The sequence below is a fragment of the Zhengella sp. genome (assembly GCF_041397485.1).
Taxonomy (GTDB): domain Bacteria; phylum Pseudomonadota; class Alphaproteobacteria; order Rhizobiales; family Rhizobiaceae; genus Zhengella.
Genome location: NZ_JAWKWO010000006.1, coordinates 106,330 through 121,700, shown reverse-complemented (window position 1 = coordinate 121,700; position 15,371 = coordinate 106,330). Strand labels below are relative to the sequence as shown.

Sequence of the window (15,371 nt, the reverse complement as noted above, 5' to 3'; positions counted from 1 at the left end):
CCTGCTTTTCGATACGCTTGCCTTGGCTGATGTCAACGCCGGAGCAAAAATGCGCCAGTTGGCCGGAGCAAAAATGCGCCAGATGACGTCATGCGAAGGGGCCCGATCGGGCCCCTTCGCATGACGGCGCGCCGTTTCGTCGGGATCAGTCCGTTGCGGAATCGCGGTTTGGCTCGGCAGCCTTGCGGGATTGTGCGAGGCGATAGCTTTCGCCGTTCATTTCCAGGATATGGACATGGTGGGTGAGCCGGTCGAGGAGCGCGCCGGTCAGTCGCTCGGAGCCGAAGACGCTGGTCCATTCATCGAAGGGCAGGTTCGACGTGACGATGGTCGAACCGCGTTCGTAGCGCTGTGAGAAGACCTCGAACAGCAGTTCGGCTCCGGTCGGCGACAGCGGCACGTAGCCGAGTTCGTCGATGATCAGCAGTCGAACCTTGGCCAGTTGCTTCTGCAGCCGCAGCAGTCGCTTGTCGTCACGCGCCTCGAGCAGTTCGTGCACCAGGGCCGATGCGGTGATGAAGCCGACAGGCAGCCCCTTCTGGCAGGCGGCCAGACCGAGGGCGAGAGCGATATGGGTCTTGCCGGTGCCGCTGTTGCCGACGGCGATGACATTCTCGTTGCGGGTGACGTAGTCGCAGCGCGCCAGTTCCATCACCAGCATCTTGTTCAGCGATGCGATGGCATTGAAGTCGAAGCTATCGATGCTCTTGACGGCGGGGAAGCGGGCCGCCTTGATCCGCCGCTCCACCATGCGCCGTTCGCGATCGATCAGCTCGAGTTCGGCAAGCCGCAGGAGATAACGCGAATGATCGACGCCTTCGGCGGCGCACTGCCGGGCGAGCTTGTCGTATTCGCGCAGGAAGGTCGGCAGCTTCAGCGCCTTCAGGTGATGGGACAGCAGCAGTTGCGGCGTATCGTTCATGACCCGGCTCCGGCCAGAAGGCTCATGTAGCTCCGCGCCGACGTCACCTCGACGCGGGCTTTCGGCAAATAGGGATAGACCGTCATGTCGAGGCGTGGTGGCCGGCGTTCGATCCGGCACAGGACGAGATGCTTGACCGCGTCGAACCCGATCGTGCCGCGTTCCAGCGCACATCGGATCCCGGCATGGACATCGTCGACGGAGAATGTCTCCATCAGGCGCAGCACCTGGACGAACTCGCGCTTGCCCTTTTTACCCAGGCGCGCTTCCAGAAGCCGGCGCAGCGTGGTGAAGGCTTCCGGCAGGTCCCAACCGGCCAGCGGAGCCGCCTGGTCGAGGGCATTGGTCTTCTGCTCGATCAGCGCCAGGTAGTGCAGCGGGTCGAAGATGAAGTCCTCCGTCTCCCAGGAACGGCGATGGCGGGCGATGATCTCGGCGCCGCAGGCAATCACCACCTCGTGGACGTAGCCGCGCACGAGAACCTCGCGATGGCCGTAGGTAGGTGGTTGGGACGGAATAGTCGTTGCCGCGATAGCGAACCAGCGACAGCGAACTGACCCGGGCGGTGCGCATGTCGCAGGCGTCGTAGGCAACGGCCGGAAGAGGCTGGAAGTGGGCGCGGTCGCGTTCGAGGCGTTCCCCGATCGTCTCGCCATGACCGCGCAGCCTGTCGCTCATGCGCCGGCGGCACCGGGCTTCCAGCCAGGCATTGAGATCGTCGAAGCTGGCGAACCGCGGCAGCGGCACCATGAAGTTGCGACGGCAATAGCCGACCAGCCCCTCGACCTTGCCTTTGTCGTTGCCCTTGCCAGGACGTCCGAAGCGATCCTCGAACAGATAGTGGGAGATCAGTTCCGAGAAGATGCGTGTCCGCTTGCGGGTGCCGTCGCCAAGAATGCGGGCGACCGCGATCCTGGTGTTGTCATAAAGGATCGAAACAGGCACCCCGCCGAAGAATGCAAAGGCCGAGACGTGACCGTCACAGAAGGCCTCGCTGGTCTCTGCCGGGTAGGCCTTCACGAAACAGCCGTCGGAATGCGGCAGGTCCATCGCCAGGAAATGAATCTTGCGCTCGACGCCGCCGATCACGCCAAGCGCTTCGCCGAAATCGACCTGGGCGTGGCCCGGCGGATGGGCCAGCGGCACGAACATCTCGCGCTGGCGCTGTCGGGCGGCATGGACATAGTCCTTCACGATCGTGATGCCGCCAACATAGCCGCGCTCGTCACGCAGACGCTCGAAGATCCGCTTCGAGGTGTGGCGCTGCTTCTTCGACCGGTCGCTGTCTTCCGCCAGGATCCGGTCGATAATCTCGACAAACGGGTCGAGCTTCGGACGGCGAACAGGCTTACTGCGCCGATACCCCGGCGGAACCGAGAACTGCAGCATCTTCTCCACCGTCCGGCGATCGATCCCGAAAACACGGGCCGCCTCGCGCCGGCTCATGCCCTCGACGAAAACCGCCCGCCTGACACGTCCATAAAGTTCCACGCCCTTCATCCCCGCCCTCTGCCAAAGGCGAGAAGGCTACCACTGGCGGAGTTTTACTCCGGCCAACAGCCGGATCATCCGGCCGCTTCCGTGGGCGATTTTTGCACCGGCGTTCTCACTTCGGCATGGCCTTCCTTCTCCTGCTCGGCGCGCTGACGCTGTTTCGCCTGATCAATTCCGAGCGACTCGGCCTCCTGCTGCAAACGGCCCGTGACGAGGAAGCCTTCGCCGAGGCCATCGGGATCGACTACCGGCGCGCGCGCGTGCAGGTCTTCATGTCTTCATCGGCGGGCCTTGGCGTCATCGGCGCCTTCTATGCGATGTATTACAGTTCCATCTCGCCAGCCATCTTTTCGCTCGACCAGTTGCTGCTGCTTTTCGCGATGATCGTGATCGGCGGTATCGGCCGCGCCGATGGCGCCGTGCTTGGCACCGCCATCGTGGTGCTGATCGACAAGGGCCTGCTCGAACTCGGCCCGGCGCGCATCCTCCTGATCGCCGTCATCATGATGCTGGTCACGCTGTTTGCCCATAACGGGCTTGTCGGCGCGCGCGAGCAGTTCCGGAACTATCGCAACCGCAAACGATCCGAGGCGCGTGCCCGAAGAACGGAAAAGGGAGGGGAGGTGATGCCCGAGGAAGCAACCGAAATGGCCGACAAGCAGCAGATCTACTATCGCCGCTTCCACAAGCGCCTGCGCGAGGAACTGAAGCAGCTCATCACGCCGGATCTGATCGAAGAGCACCGGCGCAAGCCGCTCGGGCGCCATTCCGACGGGCTCAACCGGGTGCTCAACTATTTCCGCCGCGGCGAGATGCCGGACAAATACGCGATCATGCGCCAGCCGACCGCCTTCAACCATTACACCATCGTGGCCCTGTCCGGCGAACGCGGCGCGCCGCCGCGCATCGTCGATGACCGGGTCTACGAAAGCATCGAGGAAGCCTATCACGCGGTTTTCCTGCTGCGTGTGAACGACCTCCTGGAGAGCTGAGACCATGACGACGACAAGAATATTCGGTTACAGCGACCCGCTCGTTGCCAAGGCGGGCGAAAGGGTCGAGTTCAAGCTGTCGGTCGAAGGCGTGCACGAGGTCAATGCCCGCATCGTCCGCCTGCTCCACGGCGACGAGAACCCGGAGGGGCCTGGCTTCGTGGAGGAGGAAATCGAGGCCGGCATTCCGGCGCGGCTCGCCGTCAGGCGCCAGTTCACCCAGATCGGCGCCTTCAGCGTGGCCCGCGACCCGGACAGGCGCCTCGACGCGCCGGGCAGTTTCACCCTTTTCGCGCATGTCTTTCCGACCCTGCGCAAGGCAGAGCGCCAGCAGGTCATGGGCCAATGGTGCAGCGACGAGAACAAGGGCTACGGGCTCGGGCTCGATCCCAACGGCCATTTCTCGTTCTGGGTCGGCGACGGGGACGCGGTGGACCAGATCGTTGCCGAGACACCGGTGGTCGAGCGCTGCTGGTACTTCGTGGCGGCCGGATTCGACGCGGAGAGCCGGAAAGCCTGGTTGCGCGTCATGAATTGTGTCAATCCCTGGAACTCCCGCTACTCGACCGTCGTGCCTTTCCAATTCGGCACCTGGCTGGTCGAGACGTTGCGCGCGGCGCCGGCGCGGACGGCGGACCATGTGCGGTTCATGCTGGCCGGTGCCAGCGAATCCAATGCGAGCCGCGGGCCGCATGTCTCCCTTCTCTTCAACGGCAAGATCGACCGCGCGGGCATGTTTACACGCGACATCGCAGCTGCGGAGGCCGAGGCGCTGTCACGCGGGGAAATCGCTTCACGCGACGGCCTTCTTGCCTATTGGGACCCGACTGAAGGCTATACCGACAAGGGGATTGACGACATCATTCGCGATACCGGTCCGCACGGACTTCACCTGGACGGTGTCAACCGTCCCATCCGCTGCATGACCGGCTTCAACTGGCGCGGAGCGGACAGTTTCCGCCTCGCACCGCGGACCTATGGCGGCGTCCACTATCACGAGGACGCCCTGACCGATTCGCGGTGGGAAACCACATTGGCCTGGGATGTGCCAGCCAGCCTGAAGAGCGGCGTCTATGCGCTGCGTCTTGATGACGGGGCGACGGACGACCACGTGGTCTTCATCGTCCGGCCGGACAGGCCGCGCGCGCCGGTGGCCGTGCTGTTGCCGACATTCACCTATCTCGCCTATGCCAACGAGCACCTGGCCTATGAAGCGCCCATCGCACAGGCAATCACCGCCCATACGCCGGTCATCGTTCCCGAGGACCTGGAATACAAGAAGCTGGAAGAGTTCGGTCTGTCGACCTATGACCATCACAGCGATGGCGCGGGTTGCTGCTACTCATCCTGGCGGCGGCCCATCATCTCGCTGAGGCCGCGATACCGGATGCCCGCGATGAACTTCCCGTGGGCGCTGCCGGCCGACCTGTCGCTGATCTGGTGGCTCGAACATGCTGGGTATGCCTATGACGTGATCACGGATCACGACCTGCACGCGGAGGGCAAGGCACTGCTCGAACCCTACAAGGTGGTGCTCAACGGAACCCATCCCGAATATTATTCCGAAGAGATGATGGATGGCACCGAGCAATACCTGGCCGGTGGCGGCCGTGTCATGTATATCGGTGGCAACGGCTACTACTGGGTCACGGGGCTGCGCGATGGCGAGCCGCATTGCATCGAGGTGCGCAAGCTCGACACCGGCTCACGCGCCTGGCAGGCGGAGCCTGGCGAGGGATATCTCGCATGCACCGGAGAGCGGTCCGGGCTGTGGCGCTCCCGCGGGCGGGCGCCGCAAAAGATCGTCGGCCTCGGATTCACGGCCGAGGGCATGGATGAAAGCCAGCCCTTCGAGCGGATGCCGGACAGTTTCCACAAGCGCGTGAGCTGGATTTTCGAAGGCATCGCAGAGCGCGAGGCCATCGGCGATTTCGGCCTTGCCGCCGGCGGATGCGCCGGCGTGGAACTGGATCGGTACGAGCAGGGGCTCGGCACGCCGCCCCATACGCTGCTGCTGGCGTCTTCCTGGGGCCATTCGGACAACTACCCGCTGGTGTCCGAAGAAGTGACCTATGCCTTTCCGGGACGGGGCGGAACCCAGGACCCGCAGGTTCGCGGCGACATGATCTACTTTACCACGCCAAACAACGGCGCCGTGTTTGCTGCCGGTTCCATTGCGTGGTCCCAGGCATTGCCTTGCCATGACGGCGAGAATAACGTGGGCAGGGTGATGCGGAATGTCCTTGATGCTTTCATGCGGGAAGGAGTTTTGCCAGGTGTCGAATTTGCAGGAGACGAGAAACTCTGGCGCTGATCCGTCGGGCCGGGACCGATGACGTCGCAATTCGGGCTGCGGTCGTTTTCCAATCTGGTCACGGAAATCCATGCGATGGCCACGGAAACGGATTCGGAAGGCCTGGCGCGCTGGATGGTCGGCGAGCTTTCCGAAAAGATCGGTTTTGAATGCGCCTGGTATGGATGGGCCCAGATCGATGCATCCGGCGTCCAGATCCACGCCAATGCCACGCTCAACCTGCCGGACGACTATTTTTCCTTCTGGATGTCCATGGCAGACGAGGACCTGCTGGCCGAACGGCTGCTGGAATGTCCCTGGACGATCGCCACCTATGACCGCCGCTCAGGGCGCCAGACAGACGGCATGACCACGCTCTCGGACCGCTACGGGCTGGACAAGATCGCCACCGTGATGAACCATCGCAAGGGGCGGCTGGCGTCCTTCTACCTGTCGAGCTACCGGATCGGGAAAGGTGCGCGGGCGTTCTCTGCGAGCGAACAGGAATATCTTCAATGCGCCGTGGAGCAATTGGGCCATTCCATGAAACTGTGCGCGCTGTCCGGCGAATCCGTTCAAGCAAATGGTACGATATCGATTCTCGTCAATGAGAACGGGATCGGTATCCTCGGGCTGGGAAACCTGCGCGACCAGCTTGGCGATCTCTGGCCGGAATGGAAGGGCGACCTGCTGCCCGAAAGGCTGCGGGGGTTGCTGTCAAAACCCGGCCATCACGTCCTGCACGATCAGGGCGTGGTGGTCACGTGTGAGAAAGCGTCCGATTTCAAGGGCATGGGATTGCGCAGACTGACCATGCGGCGGATGTCCGTGGTCGATCATCTCAGTCCGCGGGAGAAGGAAATCGCGCGCCTGCTTGCCAAGGGAAAGTCGCACAAGGAGGTTGCCCGCCTTCTCGGCCTTGCCCCTTCGACCGTGCGGAACCAGACGCAGTCGATCTATGACAAGGCCCGGATCGGCAGCCGGGCCGAACTCGCTTCGCTCATCCAGAGCGCCGGCTGCTGATCGCGGGGCTGGCAACCGGTGGTCAGGCGGTTTCCTGTGCCACGGTGAGTTCGCTTTTCAACGATTCGAAGAACTGCGCGGCCAGCTTCTTCGCCGTGCCCTGGATCAGGCGCGAGCCCAGTTGCGCCAGCTTGCCGCCGATCTCGGCGGTGGCCTCATAGCGCAGCCGCGTTTCCTCGCCGAGGTCTTCCAGTTGCACGGTTGCGCCGCCACGGGCAAAGCCGGCAATGCCGCCATTGCCTTCGCCTGAGAGCGAGAAGTTCTGCGGCGGATTTTCCGGATTGAGCGTGACATTGCCGGAAAAACGCGCCTTGATCGGCCCGATCTTCAGCGCAACCTTCGCCTCCAGGCCGGTGTCGGACACCTTGGTGAGTTCCTCGCATCCGGGAATGCAGCGGCGAAGGATCTCCGGATCCTGCAGCGCTTCGTAAACGCGGGTGCGAGGGGCGGGAATGGTCAGATCGTCGGAAAGGTTCATCGTTTCTCTCAACAGCAGGGAAGTTTGTACTGGGCCATGAGGGCGACTTGCTCGGGTGCGAGCGGCGGGAACATGCGGGCCAGCAGGCCCGGCTTCGGCGGCGGTTTCTCCTTCGCGGGAGCCGGCGTTTCAGCCATCGGCGTCTCCTCTTCCACCCGAACGGCGCAACACGGTGATTTCAGCCAGGATCGACAGGGCGATTTCCTCCGGCGTGATGGCGTGAATATCCAGCCCGGCCGGCGCCTTGACCCGCCTGAGCGCCGCTTCGTCGATGCCGTCGGCGCGCAGACGTTCGGCCAGCGCTGCGAATTTCCGGCGCGATCCGACAAAGGCGATGGAGTCGGCTGAAGAGGCCAGGGCGGCGCGCAATGCGGCCTCGTCGCCCTTGCCCTGGGTGGCCACGACGATGAAACGTTGACCGGCTGGCACTGCATCGAGGGCAAAGCCGTCCTGTACCTGTTCGGCCGGGCCTTCGCGCAGGTCCGGTGCGGCCAGCGTGCGGTGCAGGTCGAAATGGGCTGCCAGCGCCGATAGCGCCAGCGCCACGGGACTGGCGCCAAAGACAACGAGGCGGGGCATGGGCAAGACCGGCTCGATGAAGATGTCCATCGAGCCCTTCGACGGGCAGCCGTTGCGGGCAAAGCGGATGCCGTGCCGCTCCTCGCCGGGCAACACGCCCTCGGCGGTCAGCAGTTCCTCCGGGCGAAGCGAGATGAATTGCGCCCGGCATTCGCGAATGGCAGCGGCACCGGCCTTGCCCACGGCCGATCGGGCACAGCCGCCACCCACCCAGCCTTCCGCGATGGTGCCGTCGGCCAGGATGACGGCCTTTGCGCCAGGCTTGGCGCTGGTGGCATCGACAGTGCGCACCACGGTGGCGATGGCGAAGGGCTCGCCGGCGGCGCGCAGGCCGGCGAGCGTGGTCTCCAAACGGTCGTCGAAGCGAGTGTTGGTCATAGGCGGGCAAGCTCCTTCTCAAGGGCTGCGAGGTCTTCGAGCGTTGCAGCGGGGGCGAAGAGATCGAGGTGGGGCAAGGCGGCTGCCATGCCAGCGGCCACGGGGGCATAATCTCGCCAGCCCTTCAACGGGTTCAGCCAGAGGATGCGGCAGCCGCGCCGTGACAGCTGTTCAAGGGCCGTGGCCAGTTCATCGGACGGGGCACTGTCATAGCCGTCCGAGAGGATGATGACGACACTGCGCCCGTTGACGAGGCGGCGGGCATGGGTCGTGGCGAAATGGTGAAGCCCTGCGCCGATGCGGCTGCCGCCACCGAAGCCTTCTGCCAGAAGTGTGATGCGGTTCAGCGCGCGCAAGGGATCATCATCGCGCAGCGCTTCGGTCACCCGCACGAGACGGGTGTGGAACAGGTAGGCGTCGGCCGCCGCATCGGCGCGCATCAGGCCGGCCAGAAAGGCCAGGAACGGGCGTGCATAAGGGGTCATGGAGCCGGAGACATCGACCAGTGCCGCGATCCGCACCGGGCGATCCGGTTTCTGGCGGAACGCAAGCCGCAGCGGCTCGCCGCCGGAAGCCAGCGATGCGCGGATGGTGCGGCGCAGATCCACCCGCCTGCCGCGGCGGGCGGCACGGGAGCGCCGCGAGCGCCGGTCGCGCAGGGCCTGGCCAAGGCGATGGGCCACCTGTTCGGCCGCGCGGATGTCATCCGGCGTGACCAGTTCGCGCAGATCCTTCTTCATCCGGTTGGCAATCGTGGTGGCGACCAGCCGGCCTTCGCCGCCTGCCTCGCTTTCGCCGGTGCCGTTGCTGTCGGGTGCGTCGGCCTTGCCGCCGGCCGAGCCGGACTGGCCCTCGGCGCTGCGAGCGTTCCGTGTATGGGCCGGATTGGCGGCGGGCACGGCCTTGCTGCGCACCCGCCCGCCATTGCGCCAGTAGCTGTCGAAGACGGCATCGAAACGCGCCCAGTCCTCCGCCGATCCGCAGGCCACGGTTTTCAGCGCGCCGCGCACGGAGGCCTCGTCGGCCGCGATCGCCGCCAGTGCGGCCAGCGCCGTTTGCGTTTCGGCGATGCCGACGCGGAAGCCATTGTCGCGCAGATGCGCCATGAAGCCGACGACGCGGGCCGCCGGGCCCGGATCGCGTGCCGCGAAACGGGTGACGGCGCCCCTCATGCCGCTTTTCCCGCCAGGCGCTGCGCAACCTCGGTGGTGATGGCGGCGCGGTCTGCCTGTGTCTTGAGGAGCGTGGCGAGGGCGGCCTGAAGGATGGCGGGATCGTCGGAAAGGTCGGCAAGGCCGAGACCGGCCAGCGCGGCGGCGAAATCCAGCATCTCGGCGATGCCGGGCTTCTTTTGCAGTTCCTCGCGGCGCAGCGACTGCACGAAAGCGACGATCTGGCCGGCAAGTGCGTCTTCGACCTGCGGGCAGCGCGTTTTCAGGATGGCCAGTTCGGTGGCCCGGTCGGGATAGTCGACATGGGCGTAGAGACAGCGCCGGCGCAGCGCGTCGGAGAGGTCGCGCGTGCCGTTGGCGGTCAGGATCACCATGGGCCGGGTGGTCGCGGCGATGGTGCCGAGTTCGGGAATGGTGATCTGGAAGTCTGAAAGGACCTCCAGCAGATACGCCTCGAACTCCTCGTCGGCCCGGTCGATCTCGTCGATCAGCAGGACGGGGGCGACGGGCTGGCGCAGGGCGCGCAGCAGCGGACGCTCCAGCAGGTATTCCTCGGAGAAGAGGCGTGCCTCGACCGCGTCGCCGGTCTCGCCGGCCTCGGCATGGGCGCGGATGGCCAGAAGCTGGCGCTGGTAGTTCCATTCGTAGATGGCCTGGGCCGCATCCAGCCCCTCATAGCATTGCAGGCGGATGAGCGCGCAGCCCTTCCACTGCGCGAGCGCGCGGGCGACCTCCGTCTTGCCGACGCCGGCCGCCCCTTCCAGCAGCAGCGGGCGGCCAAGCTGAAGCGCGAGATGCAGCGCCATGGCGAGATCGGGTGCGGCGACGTAGCCCTGGCCGGCAAGACCGGACTGGATGTCAGCGGGTTTGCTCATGAATCATATGGCGGGGCGGCGCCGGAGAGTCCCTGCGCCGCCCCCTCCCTGCCTAGCCGTGGAGACCGAGATCGCGGGCGATCTTCCAGATGCGCCAGTGATCGTGCGGCATGTGCGACTGCCGCAGGCCGAAGGCTCGGAAGGCATCATGCACCGCATTCGAGAAGGCCGGGACCGAGCCGACATTGGGGCTTTCGCCCACACCCTTGGCGCCGATCGGATGATGCGGCGAAGGCGTTTCGGTATGGTCGGTGGTGTAGTGGGGCGTCTCCCATGCCGTGGGCAGGAAGAAGTCCATCAGCGTTCCGGTCTTTACGTTGCCGATTTCGTCATAGGCGATCTCCTGGCCCATGGCGATGGCATAGCCTTCCGTCGCGCCGCCATGCACCTGTCCCTCGATCACCATCGGATTGATGCGCGTGCCACAATCGTCCAGGGCATAGAATTCCCGGACTTCGTGCTCGCCCGTATCCACGTCGAACTCCATGACGGCGATATAGGCACCGAACGGGTAGGTCATGTTCGGCGGATCGTAGTAGCTGACAGCTTCCAGACCCGGTTCGAGCCCCGGAATGGCCTGGTTATAGGCGGCATAGGCGATCTCCTTCATGGTCTTGAAGCGCTCGGGCGCGCCCTTGACGACGAAGCGGTCGACATCCCATTCCAGGTCGCCGTCATGCACCTCCAGCAGGTAGGCGGCAATCATCTGCGCCTTGGCGCGGATCTTGCGCCCGCACAGCGCCGTGGCCGCACCGGCAACCGGCGTGGACCGGCTGCCATAGGTGCCGAGGCCGTAGGGCGCGGTGTCGGTGTCGCCTTCCTCGATGGTAATGCTGTCGGCGGGCAGGCCGGTCTCGCTGGCAATGATCTGGGCGAAGGTCGTGGCGTGGCCCTGTCCCTGGCTGATCGTGCCGAGGCGGGCGATGGCGCTGCCGGTCGGATGGATGCGGATCTCGCAACTGTCGAACATGCCCATGCCGAGAATGTCGCAGTTCTTGACCGGTCCGGCCCCGACGATCTCGGTGAAATGGGTCAGCCCGATGCCCAGCAGCTTGCGCGTCTTGCCGGCCTTGAAATCCTCGACCCGCTGTGCCTGTTCGGCGCGCAGGTCCTCATAGCCGACAGCCTTGAGCGCCTTGTCCCAGGCGGTATGGTAATCGCCGGAATCGTATTCCCAGCCCAATGCCGACTGGTAGGGGAACTGGTCCTTGCGGATGAAGTTGATGCGGCGCAGTTCGGCGGCATCCATTCCCAGTTCGATGGCCAGGACCTCGATCATGCGCTCGATGAAATAGGCCGCCTCGGTCACCCGGAAGGAGCAGCGATAGGCCACGCCACCGGGCGCCTTGTTGGTATAGACGCCATCCACGCCGACATAGGCGACCGGGATATCGTAGGAGCCGGTGCAGATGTGGAAGAAGCCGGCGGGGAACTTGGTCGGGTCGGCGCAGGCGTCGAAAGCACCATGGTCCGCGGTCACATGGCAGTGCAACCCGGTGATCCTGCCGTCTTTTGTGGCCGAGATGCGCCCCTTCATCCAGTAGTCGCGGGCAAAGGCGGTGGAGGTGAGGTTTTCCATCCGGTCCTCGACCCATTTCACCGGCTTGCCGGTGACGATGGATGCGACGATGGCGCAGATATAGCCAGGATAGACGCCGACCTTGTTGCCGAAGCCGCCGCCGATATCGGGGCTGACAACGCGGATGTTGTGTTCCTCGATGCCCGAGAGCAGCGAGGCCACGGTGCGCACCACATGCGGCGCCTGGAACGTGCCATAGACGGTGAGCTTGCCGTTGACCTTGTCCATGCTGGCGACCGCGCCGCAGGTTTCCAGGGGGCATGGATGAGTGCGGTGGTAATAGACCATCTCCTCGGCGACGACCTCGGATGCTTCGATGGCCTGTTCGGTGGCTTCCTTCTCGCCGGCTTCCCACAGGAAGATGTGGTTGTGGTGGCGGCGCGGGCCGTGGGCGCCCTCGGTGGAGCCTTCCAGATCCTCGCGCAGGACAGGCGCTTCCGGTTCCAGCGCCTTGAACGGATCGACGACGACCGGCAGTTCCTCGTATTCCACCTCGACGAGTTCGGTGGCATCGGCGGCGATGTAGCGGTCGGTGGCGACGACGAAGGCGACTTCCTGGCCCTGGAACAGCACCTTGCCGTCGGCCAGCACCATCTGCTTGTCGCCGGCCAGCGTCGGCATCCAGTGCAGGTTGAGCGGCGCCAGATCGGCGGCGGTCAGCACCGCGATCACGCCCGGCAGCGCCATGGCGGCCTCGGTGTTGATGGATTTCACGCGGGCGTGGGCATAGGGCGAGCGGACGAAATCGCCGAACAGCATGCCGGGCAGCTTGATGTCGTCAACGTAATTGCCCTTGCCCTGGGTGAAGCGGACATCCTCCACGCGCTTGCGGCTGGCACCCATGCCCTTGAGGTTTGCGATGCGCTGTTCGCGGCTTGGCGTCATGTCGTTCATTCCGCGGCCTCCTTCTGGTTCATCTGGCTGGCGGCCGCGAGAATGGCCTTGACGATGTTCTGGTAGCCGGTGCAGCGGCACAGGTTCCCGGCCATGCCGAAACGCACTTCCTCCTCGGTCGGGTTCGGGTTCTCGATCAGCAGGCGGTGGGCGCGGGTGATCATGCCCGGCGTGCAGAAGCCGCATTGCAGGCCATGGTGTTCGCGGAACATCTCCTGCAGGACGTGCAATCCGTCGGGATTGCCAAGGCCTTCGACCGTCGTGATGTCGGCGCCGTCGGCCTGGGCGACGAAGACCGTGCAGGCCTTCACCGACTTGCCGTTCATGTCCACCGTGCATGCGCCGCAATGGGTCGTTTCGCAGCCGATATGCGGGCCGGTGACGCCGAGGCGCTCACGCAGCGTGTGGATCAGCAATTCGCGCGGTTCGGCGAGCAGTTCGTGCGTCTCGCCGTTCACCGTCATGGTGACTTGCATCTTCTTTGCCATCCGGCTTTCCTCCCTCAGGCCCGCGACCAGGCGCGGGCAATGGCGCGGCCTAGCATGACGCCAGCCACATGCCGCTTGAATTCGATGGGTCCGCGATTGTCCGCCTGCGGGTCGATGTCGGCCAGCATCGCCGCGACGGCTGCCTTGACCGCATCTTCCCCGCAATCGCTGCCGACAAGCGCCTCTCCTGCGGCCTGCGACCAGACGGGTACGTCCGACAGGTTGGTCATGGCGATGGAGGTCGAGGCCACGTTGCCATCCGCCCTGGTCAGAAGCACGGCTGCGGCGGCGGTTGCATAGTCGCCGATCTTGCGCTTCTGCTTCTCATAGGCATAGCCGCCCGACGGGGTCGCGAAGGAGATGCGGGTGAGGATCTCGTCGTCGGCGCGTTCGGTCACATAGGCGCCATGGTAGAAATCCCGCGCCGAGACATCGCGGCTGCCATCGGGGCCCTGGAGGGTAAATGTCGCGCCGAGGCACTGCATGAGGCCGGGCATGTCATTGCCGGGATCGCCATTGGCCACGTTGCCACCGACGGTACCGAGATTGCGCACCTGCGGATCGGCGATCTGCAGGGCAGCTTCGCGCAGAAGCGGGGCGGCCGCGGCCAGACCCTCATGGGCGATCAGTTCCGCCTGTGTCACCATGGCGCCGATGGCGATGCCATCGGCCGAAACGCTGACCTGTTTGAGATCGCCCAGCCCTTGCAGGTCGATCAGGTGCGTCACGTCGGCCATGCGCATCTTCATCAGAGGGATAAGGCTGTGGCCGCCGGCGATCACCCGCGCCTCGTCGCCATGTTCGGCAAGTATGCCGATGGCCGCCGCCAGGTCGGACGGTCGGTGATATTCGAACGATGATGGTATCATGTGTTCCTCCGCTCATGCGTCGTTTGGACGCATCCGGCAGCAAGCTAGGGCGGCGGGATGCCGCAGGCGCAGTGCGATTCAACGAGCGCAGACGGTCCGTGCACGAAGTGCGAAATTGCTGCACGAACTGCGAAAGGCGGCCTGACCGGCAGCCTAGAGCCCCAGTTCCTCGCGGAATTGCGACAGGCGGGTGCGGCTGACGGGGATCCAGAGGTTCTCGGCACCCTGCACGGTGCACTGGCCGGAGTCCTTCAGGCGCTCGAATTTTACCACATGGGCGGGATTGAGCAGGTAGCTGCGGTGGACGCGCATGAAGCCCGCGGGAGCGAGGCGCTCCTGTGCCTCGGAGATCGACCACGGGCAGAACAGCGTTTCGGCGCCCACGTGAAGGCGGGTGTAGTGGCCCTCCGCGCGCACGGCCGAAATGGCGGCAGGGTCGAGGAAGAACGTCTTGCCGCCCTTTTCGTGGGGGACGCGCAGGCTGGCCCCGGACCCGGGGCTGTGCGGCTGGACCGGCGGGCGCGGCTCACGGTCTTGCAGGGGAGCCGCCACCGCCGCGCCGGATGCGTCGCGCTGGCCGGCAGGCGGGGTGAACGTGATGCCGGTCAGCAGGAAGGCGGCGGAGATCAGGAAGGTCGACAGCGTGACAAGGATGGCCAGGGTCTCGTTGCTGATCGCCGGGCCGATGGCGCCCGGCACACCGGCAGGCAGGAATCCGGTGCCGGCCATGGCGATGAAATGCACCAGCACCACCGCTGTTCCGAAGCATACGGTGCCCAGCACGATGTTGCGGCGTCCGCGTTCCGAATAGGCCACGCGCACGGCCAGGACCGACAGCGCCACGGAGGCGACAAAGGCACCGCCAAGGCCGAACGGCGTGTAGACCGGCTGACACAGTTCCATGCCCGACATGCCGATATAGTGCATTGCCACGATGCCAAGGCCGATGACCGCACCGGCCAGCGCGAGATTTCCGGCGCTGCGCTCGCGGAAATGCAGGATCAGCAGGGCCACGCCCGTCATCAGGATGGCGACAAGCGCCGAAATCAGCGTCGTGAGGACATCGTAGAAATAGAGTATGGGGAGCTGGAGGCCCAGCATGGCGACGAAATGCATCGACCATATGCCGCCGCCAAGCGCCACGGAGGCCATCGACACGACGGCCTTGCGCCGCCCCACCTCGAGACGGGACGCGCCTCGCGTCAGCGACAGGCCCGTGAAGCCTGCCATCAGCGCGATGGCAAAGGCCGCCATGACAAGGCGCCAGTCGTGACTGTATTCCAGCACCCAAAGCCTCCCAACGTCCGGATTGCCGTCAAATCATACAGTTGCCGG

At 65.0% G+C, this 15,371-nt stretch carries 13 protein-coding genes and 1 pseudogene; 3 read left to right on the top strand and 11 right to left on the bottom strand.

What is annotated here, in order from left to right; genetic code table 11:
- Positions 1-145: 145 nt before the first annotated feature.
- Positions 146-922, bottom strand: coding sequence for an IS21-like element helper ATPase IstB (gene istB / locus R3D65_RS17620; protein ID WP_371275638.1), 777 nt, complete (start codon positions 920-922; stop codon positions 146-148).
- A pseudogene (gene istA, locus R3D65_RS17615) lies at positions 919-2,422 on the bottom strand (IS21 family transposase). Before istA ends, istB begins: the two are co-directional and overlap by 4 nt.
- 116 nt (positions 2,423-2,538) lie before the next feature.
- Between istA and R3D65_RS17610 the strand changes: the two are divergent.
- The 3 genes from R3D65_RS17610 to R3D65_RS17600 are packed head-to-tail and all read left to right on the top strand — an operon-like array spanning position 2,539 to position 6,724.
- Positions 2,539-3,408: a branched-chain amino acid ABC transporter permease gene (locus tag R3D65_RS17610; RefSeq protein WP_371276591.1), complete on the top strand. Its 870-nt coding sequence runs from the start codon at positions 2,539-2,541 to the stop codon at positions 3,406-3,408.
- Between the two features lie 4 nt (positions 3,409-3,412).
- Positions 3,413-5,722, top strand: coding sequence for a N,N-dimethylformamidase beta subunit family domain-containing protein (locus tag R3D65_RS17605; RefSeq protein WP_371276590.1), 2,310 nt, complete (start codon positions 3,413-3,415; stop codon positions 5,720-5,722).
- 18 nt (positions 5,723-5,740) lie between these two features.
- Positions 5,741-6,724 (top strand): response regulator transcription factor, encoded by a 984-nt coding sequence (locus tag R3D65_RS17600; RefSeq protein ID WP_371276589.1) that lies wholly within the window; start codon positions 5,741-5,743, stop codon positions 6,722-6,724.
- A gap of 22 nt (positions 6,725-6,746) precedes the next feature.
- On the opposite strand, the gene R3D65_RS17595 is transcribed toward R3D65_RS17600, so the two are convergent.
- The 9 genes from R3D65_RS17595 to R3D65_RS17555 all read right to left on the bottom strand — a co-directional run bounded on the left by R3D65_RS17595 (position 6,747) and on the right by R3D65_RS17555 (position 15,323).
- Entirely contained in the window at positions 6,747-7,202 is a 456-nt protein-coding gene (locus R3D65_RS17595; RefSeq protein ID WP_371276588.1) for a CoxG family protein, read from the bottom strand.
- A gap of 8 nt (positions 7,203-7,210) precedes the next feature.
- Entirely contained in the window at positions 7,211-7,339 is a 129-nt protein-coding gene (locus R3D65_RS17590) for a hypothetical protein (RefSeq protein ID WP_371276587.1), read from the bottom strand.
- Positions 7,332-8,159: an XdhC family protein gene (locus tag R3D65_RS17585; protein ID WP_371276586.1), complete on the bottom strand. Its 828-nt coding sequence runs from the start codon at positions 8,157-8,159 to the stop codon at positions 7,332-7,334. The genes R3D65_RS17590 and R3D65_RS17585 overlap by 8 nt, the downstream gene beginning before the upstream one ends.
- Positions 8,156-9,331 (bottom strand): VWA domain-containing protein, encoded by a 1,176-nt coding sequence (locus R3D65_RS17580; RefSeq protein WP_371276585.1) that lies wholly within the window; start codon positions 9,329-9,331, stop codon positions 8,156-8,158. Before R3D65_RS17580 ends, R3D65_RS17585 begins: the two co-directional genes overlap by 4 nt.
- Complete coding sequence (locus R3D65_RS17575) at positions 9,328-10,206, bottom strand: AAA family ATPase (RefSeq protein WP_371276584.1); 879 nt, start codon at positions 10,204-10,206, stop codon at positions 9,328-9,330. The genes R3D65_RS17580 and R3D65_RS17575 overlap by 4 nt, the downstream gene beginning before the upstream one ends.
- A gap of 52 nt (positions 10,207-10,258) precedes the next feature.
- On the bottom strand, positions 10,259-12,679 hold the full coding sequence (locus R3D65_RS17570; RefSeq protein ID WP_371276583.1) for an aerobic carbon-monoxide dehydrogenase large subunit: 2,421 nt from the start codon (positions 12,677-12,679) through the stop codon (positions 10,259-10,261).
- The gene (locus R3D65_RS17565) at positions 12,676-13,167 is read right to left on the bottom strand and encodes a (2Fe-2S)-binding protein (protein WP_371276582.1); all 492 of its coding nucleotides are present in this window, start codon (positions 13,165-13,167) and stop codon (positions 12,676-12,678) included. Before R3D65_RS17565 ends, R3D65_RS17570 begins: the two co-directional genes overlap by 4 nt.
- A 14-nt stretch (positions 13,168-13,181) precedes the next feature.
- On the bottom strand, positions 13,182-14,036 hold the full coding sequence (locus tag R3D65_RS17560) for a xanthine dehydrogenase family protein subunit M (RefSeq protein WP_371276581.1): 855 nt from the start codon (positions 14,034-14,036) through the stop codon (positions 13,182-13,184).
- A gap of 153 nt (positions 14,037-14,189) precedes the next feature.
- Entirely contained in the window at positions 14,190-15,323 is a 1,134-nt protein-coding gene (locus tag R3D65_RS17555; RefSeq protein ID WP_371276580.1) for an MHYT domain-containing protein, read from the bottom strand.
- Positions 15,324-15,371: the final 48 nt, after the last annotated feature.